The following is a 16402-nucleotide window of genomic DNA, read 5'->3' as shown; positions in this document are numbered from 1 at the left end:
ACGACGATGAGCCAGGCGCAAGGCAACGAGCACGCGGAACACCCGGATCACGCCGGGCCCGCCGTGCCGCAGACCCGCACCGCACGCCACCGCCGGATCGTGGACATCCTCAACCGGCAGCCGGTGCGCTCCCAGAGCCAGCTGGCGAAGCTGCTGGCGGACGACGGGCTGACGGTCACCCAGGCGACGCTCTCGCGGGACCTGGACGAGTTGAACGCCGTGAAGATCCGCAACGCCGAGGGCGACCTCATCTACGCGGTGCCGAGCGAGGGCGGCTTCCGCACGCCGCGCGCGCCGCTGGGCGAGTCCGCCAAGGAGGAGCGGATGCGCCGCCTCTCGGCGGAGCTGCTCATCTCCGCCGAGGCCTCGGCCAATCTGGTCGTCCTGCGGACGCCGCCGGGCGCCGCCCAGTTCCTCGCCTCGGCGATCGACCAGGCGGAACTGCACGACATCCTGGGCACGATCGCGGGCGACGACACCCTGATGCTGATCAGCAGGGAGGCCATGGGGGGCCAGGCGCTGGCCGATCACTTGCTGCGGCTGGCTTCGAACGAACACTAGCCGGGCCCTGGCCTTGGGCCGGACGGGCTGAGGGCCTCAGCCCGTCCGCCGCGCCCGATGCGACATCCACGCGGCGACCAGCGCCCCCGAGACGTTGTGCCACACGGAGAACACGGCGGCCGGCAGTGCGGCGAGCGGGCTGAAGTGGGCGGTGGCGAGCGACGCCGCGAGCCCCGAGTTCTGCATGCCGACCTCGAAGGCCATGGCCCGCGACGCGGGCGGGCCGAGCCGGGCCAGCTTGCCCGCGCCGTAACCGAGCGCGAGGCCGAGGCCGTTGTGCAGGACGACGGCGACGAACACCAGCAGGGCGGCGGACTTGATGGCTGTCGCGCTGCCCGCGACCACCACGGCCACGATGACGGCGATGGTCAGCGCGGACAGCCACGGAAGCGCGCTGAGCACCCGCCCGATGTAGCGGCCGAACAGCAGGCGCACGACGAGACCGGCGAGGACCGGAAGGAGCACGGTCTTGAGGATGTCGGTGACCATCGACCCCGCGTCCACGGGCAGGTACTCGCCCGCGAGGAGCAGTGTCAGCGGCGGAGTGATGAGCGGGGCGAGCACGGTCGAGACGGTGGCCACCGAGACGGACAGGGCCACATCGCCGCGCGCCAGGTAGGTCACGACGTTGGACGCGGTCCCGCTCGGCGCACAGCCCACGAGGATCACACCGGCCGCCAGCTGGGGCGAGAGCCCGAGCGCGTGGGCGATCAGCCAGCCGAGCCCCGGCATGATCACGTAGTGCGCGACCAGGCCGAGCGCGACGGCCCAGGGCCGCTTGACGACGCCCTGGAAGTCGAGCGGGGTCATGGTGAGCCCCATGCAGAACATCACGAGCCCCAGGAGGTACGGGACGTTCGTGCCCCAGCCCTTGAAGGTGTCCGGCGTCATCAGGCCGAGCGCGCCCGCGGCGAGCACGAGGACGGGGAAGACCGTGACGGCGAGGCGGGCCGCCCTGTCGCCGCTCTCCGTTGAACTGGGGATCGTCTGTTCGGTTTGCACCCGGCGATGCAACGCCGCCGCGCGGCACGGACGCAAACCCGTCTCGATATGTGGTCGCTACACGGAGCTGGCGCGGGCGGGCAGTCCGGCACGGCCTGGCGGTCCTGAGTGATCGAGCAGTCCGGCGCGGCCGCTCAGTACCGAGTGATGTCGGTCGCCCCCGACGCCGTCCCGATCGCCATGTGCGGCCGTCGTTCCGGCTCGGCCCAGCTCAGGATGCGGGCCATGGCCCCGCCCGGCACGGACACGCAACCCGCCGTCGCCCCGCGGCCGTTGACGTGCAGGAAGATCCCGGCGCCGCGGCCGCGCACCGGGCGGTCGTAGTTGAAGCCGATCACGAGGGCGTGCGTGTACTGGGGGTCGTACGTGATGAGGTGCTCGGACTCGGCGGCGCGGCAGTCGGCGGGGCGCGGCTGGGTCCAGCGGTTGTAGGAACGGGAGTCGTTGTCCTGGCACCACCAGGAGTTCTTCGCGACCCGGCGGTACGGATAGGTCGTGCCCGACGGCTCGGCCATGATCCCGAAGGCGTACGGGAGGCGGAAGAGCCCGGTGGGGGTCGTGTTCGTCCCCTGCTTGCGGGAGCCGCCCTCCGCAAGGCCGTTCGCACCGAACCGTGCCGCCACTGACCCGGTCTTCGTCCAGCGCCCGCCGCTCCGGTCCCACCAGGTGACGGTGCCGGTGGTGGAGCCGGTGCGTGCGGCCTCGGCGGTGATGAGCTGGCTGCCGCCGCCCGTGTCGGCCATCCGGTCCGGCAGCGGTGGGGCCGTGCCCGGGGCGGCCCCGAGGGTTCCGGTGACGGCGAGCACGAGGGCGGCTGCGGAGGCGAGAACGGCGGCACGGGGGCGCATGGCTCAGACCGTAGTGGGGGGCAAGGGCAGCGGCAGCCCGGGCAGGCCGTCGATGCTCTGTGCGATGTACTCCTTCTTGGTGAAGTAGGCGTTCAGCGACGCGTCGTCCTCGCGGGCGAAGCGCTTGGCGTGCAGGTCGCGGTCCTCGTCGTACGACATGAAGGGCACCGCGTATCCGCAGGTGTCGCGGATGAGTTCGGCCCGCACGACGATGATGGCGCGCAGGCCGTGCGGGGTCGGGTCTATGTCGGGGAAGTGCCCGAGCAGCTCCGCCCAGCGCGGATCGTCGCGGAAGACGGGTTCGCCGCGCCCGTGCACCCGAACGATGTTCGGCGGCCCCTGGAAGGCGGTCCACATCAGCGTGATGCGGCCGTTCTCCCGCAGATGCGCGACCGTCTCCGCGTTGCTGCCCGCGAAGTCCAGATAGGCGAGGGTGAGATCGTCGATGACCGCGAGGGAGCCGGTGAGGCCTTTGGGGGAGAGATTGATCGTGCCGTCGTCGGCCAGCGGTGCGGTGGCGGTGAAGAAGACGGGTTGAGCCTCGATGAAGGAGCGGAGTCTGCCGTCGATGCGTGCGTGAGTCTTTCCCATGGGCAGGGATTATTCGCCGGGATACTTCGCCTGTCTAATGACTTCGCTCACGGCCCCACGCACCGCCGCACGCCACAGCTGGATTGACGAAACATACGGAGTTCTGCATACTCATGCATGACGGCGATTGCAGGCTAAGGAGTACGTGAAGTGAGCAGCAAGAACGGCGGTGACGTCCGGCTCTGGGGCGGCCGGTTCGCGGACGGCCCGGCCGAGGCCCTGGCCAAGCTGTCGGCGTCGGTCCACTTCGACTGGCGCCTCGCGCCGTACGACATCGCCGGGTCCCGCGCCCACGCGCGCGTGCTCCACAAGGCGGGGCTGCTCACCGAGGACGAACTGACCCGCATGCTGGACGGCCTCGACCGGCTCGAGGCCGATGTGGCCGACGGCTCCTTCGTGGGCACCATCGCCGACGAGGACGTCCACACCGCCCTGGAGCGTGGCCTCCTCGAGCGCCTCGGTGCGGACCTCGGCGGCAAGCTGCGCGCGGGACGCTCGCGGAACGACCAGGTGGCGACGCTCTTCCGGATGTATCTGCGGGACCACGCCCGCGTCATCGGCGGCCTGATCGCCGACCTCCAGGGCGCGCTCGTCGGCCTCGCCGAGGCGCACCCGGACGTCGCCATGCCCGGTCGTACGCACCTCCAGCACGCCCAGCCCGTGCTCTTCGCGCACCATGTCCTCGCGCACGTCCAGTCACTCTCCCGGGACGCGGAACGCCTGCGGCAGTGGGACGAGCGGACGGCCGTGTCGCCGTACGGCTCGGGCGCGCTCGCGGGATCCTCGCTCGGTCTCGACCCGGAGGCCGTCGCCGCGGACCTCGGCTTCGAGCGCGGCTCGGCCGCCAACTCCATCGACGGGACGGCGTCCCGGGACTTCGCGGCGGAGTTCGCCTTCATCACCGCGATGATCGGCGTGAACCTCTCCCGGATCGCCGAGGAGATCATCCTCTGGAACACGAAGGAATTCTCCTTCGTCACGCTCCACGACGCCTTCTCGACCGGCTCGTCGATCATGCCGCAGAAGAAGAACCCGGACATCGCCGAGCTGGCGCGCGGCAAGTCCGGGCGGCTCATCGGCAATCTGACCGGCCTCATGGCCACGCTCAAGGCGCTCCCGCTCGCGTACAACCGCGACCTCCAGGAGGACAAGGAGCCGGTCTTCGACTCCTGCGACCAGCTCGAAGTCCTGCTGCCCGCCTTCACCGGCATGATGGCGACACTCACCGTGCACCGCGAGCGCATGGCGGAGCTGGCCCCGGCCGGCTTCTCGCTCGCCACGGACATCGCCGAGTGGCTGGTCAAGCAGGGTGTGCCGTTCCGTGTGGCGCACGAGGTCGCGGGCGAGTGCGTCAAGGAGTGCGAGGCGCACGGCATCGAGCTCGACCAGCTCACGGACGAGCAGTTCGCCAAGATCTCCGAGCACCTGACCCCCGAGGTCCGCACCGTCCTGAACGTCCCCGGCGCCCTGGCGTCCCGCGACGGCCGCGGCGGCACCGCCCCCTCGGCCGTCGCCGCCCAGCTCGCCGAGGTCAAGGCAGACCTGACGGTCCAGCAGGAGTGGGCAGCGGCGCGCAAGTGACGCAGGAGCGGTGTCGCGGCGCGCAAGTGCCGCAGGGGCAGCGCGTGCCGCGTTGACGTGGGCATCGCGGGTTACGTTGGTCGTCTTCGCAAGGAGCCGAAGGAGTCGACCGAACGGAGCCCGCGATGCCTTTCGCACGTCTGGCCGCAGCGACCACCCCCACCGCCCACATCGGCTTCGGCCTGGCCGCCGTCGGCAGGCCCGGCTACATCACGCTCGGCCGCGAGGCCGACCTGCCGCCCTCCCGCAGCGTCGAGGCCCTGCGCGAACGCACCCTCGAACTCCTGGACGCCGCCTACGCGTTGGGCGTGCGGTACATCGACGTGGCGCGCTCCTACGGCCGCTCCGAGGAGTTCCTCGCCGACTGGCTGCACGCCAGGCCCGACATCCACGACGTCGTGATCGGCAGCAAGTGGGGCTACACGTACACGGCCGCGTGGAACGCCGACGCCGCGGGCCCGCACGAGGTCAAGGACCACAGCCTCGCCGCGTACGTCCGCCAGCGCGAGGAGAGCGCCCAGCTGCTCGGCGAACGGCTCGACCTCTACCAGATCCACTCCGTGACTCCGGAGAGCCCCGCCCTCACCGACAAGGAACTGCAGTCCAGGCTGGCCGAGTTGGCGTCCACGGGCGTGACGGTCGGACTCTCCGTCAGTGGCCCTCAGCAGGCGGCCGCGATCCGCGCCGCGCTCGAAGTGACCGTCGACGGCGAGCCGCTCTTCCGTACGGTCCAGGCGACGTACAACGTCCTGGAGACGTCGGCGGGCCCCGCGCTCGCCGAGGCCCACGACGCGGGGCTCACCGTGCTCGTCAAGGAGGCCATGGCCAACGGCCGCCTCGCCGGCCCGCAGGCTCCCGCCGCCCTGCGCGAGACCGCCGAAGCCACCGGGCTCGGCTGCGACGCCGTCGCCCTGGCCCTAGTGCTCCGGCAGCCGTGGGCGGGCGTGGTCCTCTCCGGCGCCGCCACCTCGGTCCAGCTCGTCTCCAACCTGCACGCGGCGGCGGTGGATCTCGACGCCGGGCAGCTGGAGCGGCTCGGGGGTCTGGTGGAGGAGCCCGCCGCGTACTGGGAGCGGCGCGGGCAACTGCCCTGGAACTGAGAAAACCCCGGAGGTCGCCCCTCCGCTGAGAGGCGCACGTATCTCGTGAGACAAATTTGTCTCACATGGCTTATGGTTGTCTCATGTCAGTCGATCGCGATCAGGTGCTGCGCAGCGCCGCGGCGCTCCTCACCCGCAAGGGCTCGGCCACGATGGACGAAGTGGCGCGCGCGGCGGGGATCAGCCGTGCCACCCTGCACCGCCACTTCGCCGGGCGCGACGCTCTCGTACGCGCCCTGGAGGAGCTCGGCATCCAGGAGTGCGAGGTCGCCCTCGAAGCGGCCAGGGTCGGCGAGGACAGCGCCCAGGAGGCGCTGCGCCGCCTGGTGAAGGAGATCCAGCCGGCCGCGGGCCTGCTCGCGTTCCTCGTCACCGAGAACCAGCTGTTCGAGGACGACGCCCAGTACGAGGGCTGGTCCCGGCTCGACGACAGCATCGGCGCGCTCTTCCGGCGCGGCCAGGAGAGCGGCGAGTTCCGCATCGACCTGAGCCCCGTCTGGCTCACGGAGGCGCTGTACGGCCTCATCGGCGCGGGCGCCTGGGCCGTACTGGACGGCCGCGTGGCCGCCAAGGACTTCACACACATGATCGCCGAGCTGCTGATCGGCGGCGCGCAACGGAGAGTGGAACCATGACCAGCATCGAACAGCGGACCGCGTCGGCGGAGGTCGAGCGCAGCCCCGGCCGCTGGCTCGCGCTCGCCGTGCTGGTCCTGGCCGTACTGCTCGTCGCCGTGGACGCGACGGTGCTCGGCCTCGCCACGCCATACATCAGCGAGGACCTCAAGCCGACCGGCACGCAGCTGCTGTGGATCGGCGACATCTACTCGTTCGTCATCGCGGGTCTGCTGGTCTCGATGGGCAGCCTCGGTGACCGCATCGGCCGCAAGAAGCTCCTGCTGATCGGCGCCGTCGCCTTCGGCGCGGTCTCGGTCCTGAACGCCTACGCGACCACGCCCGAGCTGCTCATGCTGGCCCGCGCGCTGCTCGGTGTCGCGGGTGCGACGCTGATGCCGTCCACGCTGGCGCTGATCCGCAACATCTTCCACGACCCCCGCGAGCGCAGCCTCGCGGTCGGCATCTGGGGCGCGATGGCGTCGGCCGGCGCGGCCGTCGGTCCTGTCGTCGGCGGTTTCCTGCTCGAACACTTCTGGTGGGGCTCGGTCTTTCTGATCAACCTGCCGGTGATGGCGGTCCTGGTCGTCGTCGGCATCAAGTTCCTGCCCGAGTCGAAGAACCCGGCGCCGGGCCCGTGGGACCTGGTCAGCGTCGTGCTCTCGCTCATCGGCATGATCGCCGTCGTGTACGCCATCAAGGAGGCGGCGGCGCACGGCATCCGCTGGGACATCGGGGCGTCGGCCGTGCTCGGCGTGGCGGCGCTCACTTGGTTCGTGCGGCGCCAGCTCACCCTGACGGCGCCTCTCCTGGACATGCGTCTCTTCCGCAACCGGGGGTTCTCCGGGGCGGTACTCGCCGACCTCCTCACCGTGCTCGGGCTCTCGGGCCTGGTCTTCTTCCTCTCCCAGTTCCTGCAACTGGTCCAGGGGCGGCGGCCGTTCGAGGCGGGCCTTGCCGAACTGCCTGCCGCGGTGGGCGCGGTGGCGGCCGGTCTGATCGCGGGCATGGTCGCGCGGCGGTTCTCCGTGCGCGTGGTGGTGGCCGGCGGACTCGCGGCGGTGGGCATCGCGTTGGCGGCGCTCACCACGCTGGAACAGAGCACCGGATATCCGCTGCTCGGGGCCTCGCTCCTGGTCGTCGGCATCGGCGCGGGCTTCTCGTTCACGGTGACCGCCGACGTCATCCTCTCCAGCGTGCCCAAGGAGCAGGCGGGTGCCGCGTCCGCGGTCTCCGAGACGGCGTACGAACTGGGCGCCGCCCTGGGCATCGCCCTGCTCGGCTCCATCGTCACCGGCGTCTACCGCGACTTCACCGCCCCGGCGGGCACCCCACCCGAGGTGGCATCGGCCGCCCACGAGTCACTGGGCGGCGCGGTGGAATCCTCCGCGAGCCTGCCCGCCCACGAGGCGCAGGCCATGCTGCATTCGGCCCAGGACGCCTTCGTCGACGGCCTGCGCCTGGCGGCGGGCGTGGGCGCAGGAGTACTCATCGCCACCGCCGTGGCGGCCTGGTTCCTCCTGAAGGGCTCAAAGCTGGAGGACGGCGCCCCGTAAGGGGCGCGGGTCTGTGACATCGTGCGGCTCCGCCACAGGCGGGCCCCGTAAGGGGCGCGGGGAACTGCGCGCTCAGCCACAGGCGGCCCGCAGGCGACGAACGACGGGAGGGTGGACGCCCGCCCAGCGCCGGGGCGAGCCATCGACGTGGCCAGTAAGGGGCGCGGGGAACTGCGCGACGGCCCGCAGGCGGCCCGCAGGCGGCCCGCAGGCGGCCCGCAGGCGGCCCGCAGGCGACGAACGACGGGGAAAGCGGAACGCCCGCCCTGGCACCGGGAGAGAACCCCGGTGCCAGGGCGGGCGCACTGCCAAAGACCGTGCCCCGGGCTACGCCGCCTTCGCCTTCGTGGCGTACATGTCCACGTACTCCTGACCGGAGAGCTGCATGACCTCCGTCATCACGGAGTCCGTCACGGCGCGCAGCACATAGCGGTCGCGGTCCATGCCCTCATAGCGCGAGAACTCCATCGGCTCACCGAAGCGCACCGTCACGCGGCCCGGACGCGGCAGGCCCTTGCCGCCCGGCTGCAGCTTGTCCGTGCCGATCATCGCGAAGGGGACGACGGGCGCACCGGTCATGAGGGTCAGCCGGGCGATCCCCGTACGGCCGCGGTACAGGCGGCCGTCGGGGGAGCGGGTGCCCTCGGGGTAGATGCCGAAGAGCTTGCCCTCCTCCAGGACGCGCCGCCCGGTCATCAGCGCGGCGACACCGCCGTGGCCGCCGTCGCGGTCCACGGGGATCATGCCGGAGCCGGTGAAGAACCAGGCCATCAGGCGGCCCTTGAACCCCTTGCCCGTGACGTACTCGTCCTTGCCGATGAAGTACACCGGACGCGGGCACACGAGGGGCATGATCATCGAGTCGATGAACGTGAGGTGATTTCCGGCCATGATGACCGGGCCGGTGCCCGGAATGTTCTCGGCGCCTTCCACCCGAGGGCGGAACATCAGACGCAAGATCGGTCCGAGCACAGCCTTGATGAGCGCGAGACGGGACAACGGGCCCTCCGGTGTCAACGGGTCGACGACGAGTATGTGCAGGTGAGGACGATACTCGCGGGTCCCCGCTCACCGCACATCGGGTTCACGCACTGGATACGCAGAGTTGACATGCAGGTGCGTGGTGTAGCCCTCGGACCGCTCTCCCTGTGACGACGTTATCCCCGTGTGCCCCATGTGGCGCGTCCTAGTGGCCCTTGTCACGCAGCGAAGTCACGCGCTGCCACGGAGTTCCGAGCGGTACGCGCCGTACCGATGCCCACCGAAAGGACCCCACCCCGCACACCAGTCGCCATCCGGCGTCACCCTTACGTTCGGTCCAGGGTCTCCCGTCCGTCACGTGGGGCCACCTACGATCGTGCCGCTTTGTCAGGTGCAAGGCAGTACATCGGGAGGAGCGCTCAATGGCCACACAGAAGTCGGGTCGGTCGGGGTCGGGGGAGCGGAGCCCGGGGCGACGCGCGGTACTGGGAGCGGCGGTCCTCGGGGCGGGCACGGCCGTCGTGGGACTGCCCGGCGTGGCGAGAGCCGACGCCAGGCACGGGCACGGGCACAGAGACCTGCCGGTGCCCACGGTCGTCGCGCACCGCGGCGCCAGCGGCTACCGGCCCGAGCACACGCTCGGCGCCTACCAGCTGGCCCTCGACATGGGCGCGCACGTCATCGAGCAGGACATCGTGCCCACCAAGGACGGCCATCTCGTGTGCCGTCACGAGAACGACATCACCGCGACGACGGACGTCGCCGCGCACCCCGAGTTCGCGTCCCGCAAGACCACCAAGTCCGTGGACGGCACCTCGTACACCGGCTGGTTCACCGAGGACTTCACGCTCGCCGAGCTGAAGACGCTGCGCGCCAAGGAGCGCATCCCCGGCACCCGCCAGCGCAACACCCTCTACGACGGCCGCTGGGAGGTGCCCACCCTGGAGGAGGTCTTCCGGTGGGCCGACAAGCAGGGACGTGAGCGCGGCAAGCGCATCTGGCTGCACATCGAGACCAAGCACCCCACGTACTTCCGCAAGCTGGGCCTCGGCCTGGAGGAGCCGCTCGCCAAGCTCCTGCGCAAGTACGGCCGGCACAAGAAGAGCTCGCCCAACTTCCTGCAGTCCTTCGAGCCCAGCAGCATCCAGCGCCTGAACAAGCTGGTCGACCCGCCGCTCGTGGTGCTCCTGTCCTCCGCGGCCTCGCGCCCCTGGGACTTCGTCGAGGCGGGCGACCCGCGGACCGTCGCCGACCTCATCAAGCCCGAGGGCCTGAAGTGGATGGCGTCGTTCGCCCAGGGCATCGGCCCCACGCTCGACCTGATCATCCCGAGGAAGCCGGACGGCAGCCTCGGCACCCCGACCACCCTGGTCGAGGACGCGCACAAGGCGGGCCTGATCCTGCACCCGTACACGATGCGCAACGAGAACACCTTCCTGCCCGCGAACTTCAGGAAGGGCACCGACCCGGCGGCATACGGCGACGCCTTCGGGGCCTTCAAGGCGTACTTCGAGACGGGCATCGACGGGATCTTCTCCGACAACTGCGACACCGCGCTGCTCGCCCGCGAGGACTTCGTCAACGGCTGACCACCCGGCCCCGGTTGGGGTGACAGACGCCCGCCCCGGCAACCTCCTGCCGGGGCGGCCGCGTCACGCCTTGCATGACTCCGCCCTGCATGACTCACTCGCTCATCCCCACGCTGCGCCCGCTCCTCGCCGCCGAGGCCTCCGCCGCGGCGTACGGCTCCGGCGCCGACCCCGGTGATCTGGAACAGGCCGTCTGGCTGCGCCTGCTGGAACGCATGGACGCCGCCGACCCACCCGCCGACCCGGCCACCTGGCTGCGCGCCGCAGTCGCCTCCGAGGCGCGCCGCAGCCGGCGTACACAGGAGCGAGAGGTGGCGTACGCGGCCGAGCCCGCCGACGACTCCGAGTGCGGGCCCGAGCAGCGCGCCCTGCGGGCCGACCGCGACCGCACCCTGCACGCGGCGGTGCGCAAGCTGCCCGGCCGCTGCCCCGGTCTCATGGCGGCGCTCCTGTCCCCCAAGGACCTCACCTACCGGGAGATCGCAGGTGAGTTGGGAATGTCACAGGGCAGCCTGGGGCCTGAACGTTCCCGTTGCCTGGGATGCCTGCGCAGAATGCTCGCGGCGGAGGTTGCAGCTCCTGACCCGTGGGGAATGGAGCGATAGACAACCGGCGGAGCAGGTGAGCGGGAGGCATGCACACATGGGCATGAGCGTGACCATCTCGGAGGCGGGCGGGCAGGACGCCGAGAAGATCCTCAAACTGCAGTACCTGTGCTACCAGAGCGAGGCCGAGCTGTACGGCGACTACTCCATCGAGCCGCTCACGCAGTCCCTCGACTCCATCAAGGCCGAACTGACCACCGGGAACGTGCTGGTGGCCCGCCTCGGGGACGAGGTGGTCGCGTCGGTGCGCGGCACGGTCGACGCCGACGGAACGGCGCGGATCGAGAAACTCATCGTCCACCCCAGGATGCAGCGCCACGGCCTGGGCGGCCGGCTCCTGAACGCGATAGAGGGGCGCCTGGGCGCGGGCGGCACCGCCAAGTGCTTCCAGCTCTGCAGCGGCCACCGCAGCGAACAGAACCTCCAGCTCTACCGCAAGCATGGCTATGCGGCCGTGAACACCCGGCACGTGAACGACCGGCTCACGCTGGTCACGCTCGCCAAGGAGTCCGCCGCGCAGGCGTATGTGGCCAGGGCCTAGCGCCCCGCCCTCCGCGCCTTGTTCAGCCAGAAGATCGCCGTGATCGGGAGGATCACCGGGATGAACAGATAGCCCATTCCGAAGTCCGACCACACCGTGGCGTCGGGGAAGGCGGACGGCTCGACGAGCGTCCACGTCCCCACCGCCAGGACGCCCACCAGCTCGGCGGCGCAGCACACCAGCGCCGCCTTGCGGGCCTTCTCGCCGCCGCGCACGAGCGAGTACGTGATGAAGCCGTAGACGAGACCCGCGAGCGCGGACAGCGTGTACGCGAGCGGGGCCTTGTGGAAGTCCGCCGAGATCTGCACGGCCGAGCGCGAAACGGCACCGACCACCATCACCCCGTACAGCCACACGAGGAGAATGCCCGGCCCGGTGATGAGCCTCTGCTTTTGCCGCTCGGGTTCGGTCACCGTCACCTCAGCCTCCCCAGATGTCGTAGAGCCGCACCTGGAGCACGGCCAGGACCACGCCACCCGCGGCGACCGTGATGGAGCCCCAGCGGGTGCGCTCGGCAAGGGACATGAAGCCCGCCGCCGGGATGCAGGCGAAGGAACCGATCAGATACGCGATGAAGATCGTCATGCCCTGATCGGGCTTCTCGCCACGGGCCAGCTGGACGATGCCGACGATCAGCTGGACCGTGGCCAGGAAGGTCACCACGCCCATGCCGATGAAGTGCCAGTCCTTGGTCGGCTGGTCCCGGTAGGCGGCGAAGCCGCACCACGCGGCGAGCGCGAGCGCAGCCACGGCGGTCGCGATCGTCAGGGCAACAAGCATGCCGTGACTTTATTACGGGCCCTATGACCCGATGCGCGCACCCCTAAGGCCCCGTGCGCGCACCCCCGGGGTGCCCCGTACGCTCGGACATCATGAAGATCCACGCTGAAGCGCTCCTGTTCGACAACGACGGCACCCTCATCTCCTCGATGGAGTCGGTGTACCGCTGCTGGACGCGTCTGGCGCAGGAGTACGGGATCAGCGCACAGGAATTCGCCCGGGTCGAGCTGCACGGCCGCCCCGCCGCCGAGATCGTCGCCGACATGCTGCCCGCCGAGCGCGTGGCCGAGGCCGTCGCCCGCATCGAGGAGCTCGAGGTCTCGGACGTCGCGGGCGGCGTCGTGCTCCTTCCCGGCACCCGGGAGCTGCTGGAATCCCTGCCGCCCGAGCGCTGGGCCGTCGTCACCTCGGCCGGGCGGCGCCTCGCGGAGGCCCGGCTCGCGGAGGTCGGCATCGACGCCGAGATGGTGATCGCCGCCGACGACATCACGCGCGGCAAGCCCGACCCGGAGCCCTTCCTGCTCGCGGCCGCGAAGCTGGGCGTCGACCCGGCGCGCTGCGTGGTCTTCGAGGACGCGCCCGCGGGTCTCACGGCGGGACGCGCGGCCGGGATGACCACCGTGGCGTTGACCACAACACACACTGCCGCCGAGCTCAGCGCCGATGTCGTCGTGAAAGACCTCTCGGCCGTGTCCGCACAGGCCACCGAGGGCGGCGTGGAGATCACCGCCGCGGGCTGAGCGGTCACCCCCGACGCCCGCACCTGTCCACCGGCTGTCCGTATACCGGACAGCCGTGGCGGTGCGTGACCGCACGCGTGTTTTACTGGTCCACATGACCACGACGAGCAGCCGCACCCCTGCGACCGAGGCGATCACGACGCCCGGTGCTCGTTGTATGTGTCGAATGTGCGCCTTCTGAGGGCCCCCGCACCACTCCTGAGCATCGCGCCCCGAAGCGAAGCCGCTGTGCCGCGCCCCTGTGCCACGTACGCCTTACCGGCGGACGAGACGTAGGACGCGAGCCTGCCCCGCGCACACCTCCTCCGGTTCTTTTCGCCACCGCGAGAAACCGTGCCGCGTTCCCCACGAATGCCCCGTGCCCGGCGAGAACCGCGCCGCGCACTCGACAGTGACGGAAACCCCTGTGATCACCACTTCCGGCCTGACCAAGGTCTACCGCTCACGCGGTCGTGAAGTAACTGCCCTCGACGGCGTCGATCTGCATGTCCGCGAAGGCGAGGTGTACGGCGTCATCGGCCAGTCCGGCGCCGGTAAATCCTCGCTGATCCGCTGCGTGAACCTCCTGGAGCGCCCCACCGCCGGTACCGTCAGCGTCGGCGGCCAGGACCTCACCGCCCTCGCGGGGCGCGGCAGCCGTGCGAGCAAGGACCTGCGCCGGGCGCGCAGCCGCATCGGCATGGTCTTCCAGCACTTCAACCTGCTGTCCTCGCGCACCGTCAAGGACAACATCGAGCTGCCCCTGGAGATCCTCGGCCTCAGCGGCGCCGAGCGCTCCCGCAAGGCCCTGGAACTGCTCGACCTGGTCGGCCTCGCCGACAAGGCGAAGTCCTACCCGGCGCAGCTCTCCGGAGGCCAGAAGCAGCGCGTCGGCATCGCCCGCGCGCTCGCCGGCGACCCGAAGGTGCTGCTCTCGGACGAGGCGACCAGCGCCCTCGACCCGGAGACCACCCGCTCCATCCTGGGGCTCCTGCGCGACCTCAACCAGCAGCTCGGCCTGACCGTCCTGCTGATCACGCACGAGATGGACGTCGTCAAGAGCGTCTGCGACTCGGCCGCCCTCATGGAGAACGGGCGGATCGTCGAGTCCGGCACCGTCACCGAGCTGCTCGCGACGCCCGGCTCCGAGCTGGCCGCCGCGCTCTTCCCGGTCAGCGGCGACACCACGGGCGACAACCGCACCGTCGTCGACGTGACCTTCCACGGCGAGGCCGCGACCCAGCCCGTCATCTCCCAGCTGTCGCGCACGTACAACATCGACATCTCGATCCTCGGCGCCGCGATGGACACCGTCGCGGGCAAGCAGGTCGGCCGCATGCGCATCGAGCTGCCCGGACGCTTCGAGGAGAACGTCGTGCCGATCGGTTTCCTGCGCGAGCAGGGACTGCAGGTGGATATCGCGGGCGAAGACCCCGTGAGCACGCCGAAGGACGCCACGCTGCTGGTCAAGGAAGGTGCCAAGTGACCTGGTCGGAGATGCAGCCCCTGCTGGAGCAGGCCTGTTGGGACACCCTCTACATGGTCGGCTGGTCGACGCTGATAGCCGTCGTCGCCGGACTTCCGCTCGGCATCCTGCTTGTCCTCACCGACCGCGGCGGGCTGCTGCAGAACACGGTCGTGAACAAGCTCATCGGGCAGATCGTGAACATCGCGCGCTCGATGCCCTTCATCATCCTCATGGTCGCGCTGATGGGCCTCACGCGCTGGATCACGGGCACGACGATCGGCCGCGAGGCCGCCATCGTGCCGCTCGCGATCGGCGCCATCCCGTTCTTCGCGCGCCTCGTGGAGACCTCGGTGCGCGAGGTCGACGGCGGCCTCGTCGAGGCCGTGCAGTCGATGGGCGGCAACACCTGGACCGTCGTACGCAAGGTGCTCGTGCCGGAGTCGCTGCCGTCGCTGATCTCCAGCACGACCACGACGATCGTCACGATCCTCGGCTACTCGGCCATCACCGGCGCCGTCGGCGCGGGCGGCCTCGGCGACATCGCGATCCGCTACGGCTACCAGCGCTTCGAGACCGAGCTGATGTGGATCACCGTCGGCGTCCTCGCCGTCGTCATCTCGATCATCCAGTTCGCGGGCGACTACGCGGCCCGCAGGCTGCACCGGCGCGGCGGCCACTCGGGCGCCGCACCGCGCCTGCGCTTCCTCAAGCTCGCGCCGTCGAAGGCTTCCTGACCACCGAAGGCTTCCCGAAACTCACCCCGCACATCCCATCGCGGGGCGTACCACCCATGGAGAAAGGCACTTTTCGTGCGTAACACCGCCAAGATCACCACCGCTGTCCTCGCCGCCGGAGCCCTCGCCCTCGGGCTCTCGGCCTGCGGCTCCGACAAGGGCTCCGCCGCCGGGGACAAGGACGGCCCGCTCATCGTCGCCGCCACCCCCACGCCGCAGGGCGAGATCCTCGACTACGTCAAGAAGAACCTGGCGAAGAAGGCCGGTCTCGACCTCGACGTGCGGGAGTTCACCGACTACGTCACGCCGAACACCGCCGTGGAGCAGGGCGAGGTCTTCGCCAACTACTTCCAGCACAAGCCGTACCTGGACGACTTCAACAAGAAGAACGGCACGGACATCGTGCCCGTCCCGAAGGCGACGGTGCACCTGGAGCCGCTCGGCGTGTACTCCAAGAGCGTCAAGAAGCTCGACGACCTCAAGAAGGGCGCCACGGTCGCGCTCCCGAACGACACCACGAACGAGGCCCGAGCGCTCAAGCTCCTGGCCGACAACGGCCTGATCGAGCTCAAGAAGGGCGTCGGTTACGAGGCGACCCCCAAGGACGTCTCGAAGAACCCGAAGAACCTCAAGTTCAAGGAGATCGAGGCCGCCCAGGTGCCCCGCTCCCTCGGTGACGTCGACGCCGCGGTGATCAACGGCAACTACGCCCTTGAGGCCAAGCTCAGCCCGGCCAAGGACGCCCTCGTCGCCGAGCCCGCCAAGGGCAACCCCTACGGCAACTTCCTCGCCGTGAAGAAGGGCGACGAGAACGACCCGCGCGTGAAGAAGCTCGCCAAGCTCCTCACCTCGCCCGAGGTCAAGAAGTTCATCGACGACAAGTACGACGGCGCCGTCGTCGCGGCGTTCTGATCATGCGTACGCCCGTCATCGCGGCCGCGGGAGCACTCGCCCTCACGCTCGGCCTGACCGCGTGCGGCAACGGATCCGGCTCGGGCAGCGGGGGGGGGGGGGGGGGCCCCCCCCCCCCCCCCCCCCACCCCCCCCCCCCCACCCCCCCCCCCCCCCCCCCACAACCCCCCCCCCCCCCCCCCCCCCCCCCCCCCCCCCCCCCCCCCCCCCCCCCCCCCCG

The 16402-nt window shown here is 70.5% G+C and carries 18 protein-coding genes; 12 read left to right on the top strand and 6 right to left on the bottom strand.

The features are described 5' to 3' along the window. Positions 1-6 precede the first annotated feature (6 nt). Positions 7-561: an arginine repressor gene (locus ACZ5U5_RS24815; RefSeq protein ID WP_363312737.1), complete on the top strand. Its 555-nt coding sequence runs from the start codon at positions 7-9 to the stop codon at positions 559-561. 36 nt (positions 562-597) lie between these two features. On the opposite strand, the gene ACZ5U5_RS24810 is transcribed toward ACZ5U5_RS24815, so the two are convergent. The 3 genes from ACZ5U5_RS24810 to ACZ5U5_RS24800 all read right to left on the bottom strand — a co-directional run bounded on the left by ACZ5U5_RS24810 (position 598) and on the right by ACZ5U5_RS24800 (position 3002). Continuing rightward, positions 598-1563, bottom strand: coding sequence for a bile acid:sodium symporter family protein (locus ACZ5U5_RS24810; RefSeq protein WP_469025453.1), 966 nt, complete (start codon positions 1561-1563; stop codon positions 598-600). Positions 1564-1697: 134 nt separating this feature from the next. Beyond that, positions 1698-2411 carry a L,D-transpeptidase family protein gene (locus tag ACZ5U5_RS24805; protein ID WP_469025450.1) on the bottom strand — a complete coding sequence of 238 codons (714 nt, stop codon included), beginning with the start codon at positions 2409-2411 and terminating at the stop codon, positions 1698-1700. A 3-nt stretch (positions 2412-2414) separates the two neighbouring features. Next, positions 2415-3002, bottom strand: coding sequence for a pyridoxamine 5'-phosphate oxidase family protein (locus tag ACZ5U5_RS24800; protein ID WP_469025448.1), 588 nt, complete (start codon positions 3000-3002; stop codon positions 2415-2417). A gap of 150 nt (positions 3003-3152) precedes the next feature. Between ACZ5U5_RS24800 and argH the strand changes: the two genes are divergently transcribed. The 4 genes from argH to ACZ5U5_RS24780 all read left to right on the top strand — a co-directional run bounded on the left by argH (position 3153) and on the right by ACZ5U5_RS24780 (position 7853). Then, on the top strand, positions 3153-4583 hold the full coding sequence (argH, locus tag ACZ5U5_RS24795; protein WP_469025445.1) for an argininosuccinate lyase: 1431 nt from the start codon (positions 3153-3155) through the stop codon (positions 4581-4583). A gap of 125 nt (positions 4584-4708) precedes the next feature. Further along, the gene (locus ACZ5U5_RS24790; RefSeq protein ID WP_469025443.1) at positions 4709-5683 is read left to right on the top strand and encodes an aldo/keto reductase; all 975 of its coding nucleotides are present in this window, start codon (positions 4709-4711) and stop codon (positions 5681-5683) included. An 83-nt stretch (positions 5684-5766) separates the two neighbouring features. Continuing rightward, complete coding sequence (locus ACZ5U5_RS24785) at positions 5767-6318, top strand: TetR/AcrR family transcriptional regulator (protein WP_469025441.1); 552 nt, start codon at positions 5767-5769, stop codon at positions 6316-6318. Next, on the top strand, positions 6315-7853 hold the full coding sequence (locus ACZ5U5_RS24780; RefSeq protein ID WP_469025438.1) for an MFS transporter: 1539 nt from the start codon (positions 6315-6317) through the stop codon (positions 7851-7853). The genes ACZ5U5_RS24785 and ACZ5U5_RS24780 overlap by 4 nt, the downstream gene beginning before the upstream one ends. 327 nt (positions 7854-8180) lie before the next feature. On the opposite strand, the gene ACZ5U5_RS24775 is transcribed toward ACZ5U5_RS24780, so the two are convergent. Further along, positions 8181-8801 carry a lysophospholipid acyltransferase family protein gene (locus tag ACZ5U5_RS24775; protein ID WP_469025436.1) on the bottom strand — a complete coding sequence of 207 codons (621 nt, stop codon included), beginning with the start codon at positions 8799-8801 and terminating at the stop codon, positions 8181-8183. Positions 8802-9256: 455 nt separating this feature from the next. Between ACZ5U5_RS24775 and ACZ5U5_RS24770 the strand changes: the two genes are divergently transcribed. The 3 genes from ACZ5U5_RS24770 to ACZ5U5_RS24760 all read left to right on the top strand — a co-directional run bounded on the left by ACZ5U5_RS24770 (position 9257) and on the right by ACZ5U5_RS24760 (position 11569). Further along, positions 9257-10423: a glycerophosphodiester phosphodiesterase gene (locus ACZ5U5_RS24770; RefSeq protein WP_469025433.1), complete on the top strand. Its 1167-nt coding sequence runs from the start codon at positions 9257-9259 to the stop codon at positions 10421-10423. Between the two features lie 89 nt (positions 10424-10512). Then, complete coding sequence (locus ACZ5U5_RS24765; protein ID WP_469025432.1) at positions 10513-11028, top strand: RNA polymerase sigma factor; 516 nt, start codon at positions 10513-10515, stop codon at positions 11026-11028. Positions 11029-11065: 37 nt separating this feature from the next. Then, positions 11066-11569 carry a GNAT family N-acetyltransferase gene (locus ACZ5U5_RS24760; protein WP_469025430.1) on the top strand — a complete coding sequence of 168 codons (504 nt, stop codon included), beginning with the start codon at positions 11066-11068 and terminating at the stop codon, positions 11567-11569. Here the strand turns inward: ACZ5U5_RS24760 and ACZ5U5_RS24755 are convergent. Together ACZ5U5_RS24755 and ACZ5U5_RS24750 are read right to left on the bottom strand one after the other, a co-directional pair. Then, entirely contained in the window at positions 11566-11988 is a 423-nt protein-coding gene (locus ACZ5U5_RS24755; RefSeq protein ID WP_469025427.1) for a hypothetical protein, read from the bottom strand. The two genes, ACZ5U5_RS24760 and ACZ5U5_RS24755, sit on opposite strands and share 4 nt — an antisense overlap. Before the next feature lies 1 nt (position 11989). Then, positions 11990-12349, bottom strand: coding sequence for a hypothetical protein (locus ACZ5U5_RS24750; protein WP_469025425.1), 360 nt, complete (start codon positions 12347-12349; stop codon positions 11990-11992). Positions 12350-12441: 92 nt separating this feature from the next. Between ACZ5U5_RS24750 and ACZ5U5_RS24745 the strand changes: the two genes are divergently transcribed. The 4 genes from ACZ5U5_RS24745 (at position 12442) to ACZ5U5_RS24730 (ending at position 16182) form a co-directional block, all read left to right on the top strand. Next, on the top strand, positions 12442-13089 hold the full coding sequence (locus tag ACZ5U5_RS24745) for an HAD-IA family hydrolase (protein WP_469025423.1): 648 nt from the start codon (positions 12442-12444) through the stop codon (positions 13087-13089). A gap of 406 nt (positions 13090-13495) precedes the next feature. Continuing rightward, on the top strand, positions 13496-14554 hold the full coding sequence (locus ACZ5U5_RS24740; protein WP_469025420.1) for a methionine ABC transporter ATP-binding protein: 1059 nt from the start codon (positions 13496-13498) through the stop codon (positions 14552-14554). Further along, positions 14551-15270 carry a methionine ABC transporter permease gene (locus ACZ5U5_RS24735; protein ID WP_365820970.1) on the top strand — a complete coding sequence of 240 codons (720 nt, stop codon included), beginning with the start codon at positions 14551-14553 and terminating at the stop codon, positions 15268-15270. Before ACZ5U5_RS24740 ends, ACZ5U5_RS24735 begins: the two co-directional genes overlap by 4 nt. A gap of 75 nt (positions 15271-15345) precedes the next feature. Beyond that, complete coding sequence (locus tag ACZ5U5_RS24730) at positions 15346-16182, top strand: MetQ/NlpA family ABC transporter substrate-binding protein (protein WP_469025417.1); 837 nt, start codon at positions 15346-15348, stop codon at positions 16180-16182. The last annotated feature ends 220 nt before the right edge of the window (positions 16183-16402 follow it).

It is taken from the genome of Streptomyces sp. NPDC033177 (assembly GCF_055577715.1).
Note: the sequence above shows the minus strand (reverse complement) of the source record. Positions and strands in the feature narration are given on the sequence as shown.

Excerpts from the sequence above, each read along its gene's own strand:
- ACZ5U5_RS24815 (WP_363312737.1), top strand. The coding sequence starts at position 7 with ATGAGCCAGGCGCAAGGCAACGAGCACGCGGAACACCCGGATCACGCC.
- ACZ5U5_RS24805 (WP_469025450.1), bottom strand. The coding sequence starts at position 2,411 with ATGCGCCCCCGTGCCGCCGTTCTCGCCTCCGCAGCCGCCCTCGTGCTC.
- ACZ5U5_RS24800 (WP_469025448.1), bottom strand. The coding sequence starts at position 3,002 with ATGGGAAAGACTCACGCACGCATCGACGGCAGACTCCGCTCCTTCATC.
- ACZ5U5_RS24790 (WP_469025443.1), top strand. The coding sequence starts at position 4,709 with ATGCCTTTCGCACGTCTGGCCGCAGCGACCACCCCCACCGCCCACATC.
- ACZ5U5_RS24785 (WP_469025441.1), top strand. The coding sequence starts at position 5,767 with ATGTCAGTCGATCGCGATCAGGTGCTGCGCAGCGCCGCGGCGCTCCTC.
- ACZ5U5_RS24780 (WP_469025438.1), top strand. The coding sequence starts at position 6,315 with ATGACCAGCATCGAACAGCGGACCGCGTCGGCGGAGGTCGAGCGCAGC.
- ACZ5U5_RS24775 (WP_469025436.1), bottom strand. The coding sequence starts at position 8,801 with ATGTTCCGCCCTCGGGTGGAAGGCGCCGAGAACATTCCGGGCACCGGC.
- ACZ5U5_RS24770 (WP_469025433.1), top strand. The coding sequence starts at position 9,257 with ATGGCCACACAGAAGTCGGGTCGGTCGGGGTCGGGGGAGCGGAGCCCG.
- ACZ5U5_RS24765 (WP_469025432.1), top strand. The coding sequence starts at position 10,513 with ATGACTCACTCGCTCATCCCCACGCTGCGCCCGCTCCTCGCCGCCGAG.
- ACZ5U5_RS24760 (WP_469025430.1), top strand. The coding sequence starts at position 11,066 with ATGGGCATGAGCGTGACCATCTCGGAGGCGGGCGGGCAGGACGCCGAG.
- ACZ5U5_RS24750 (WP_469025425.1), bottom strand. The coding sequence starts at position 12,349 with ATGCTTGTTGCCCTGACGATCGCGACCGCCGTGGCTGCGCTCGCGCTC.
- ACZ5U5_RS24745 (WP_469025423.1), top strand. The coding sequence starts at position 12,442 with ATGAAGATCCACGCTGAAGCGCTCCTGTTCGACAACGACGGCACCCTC.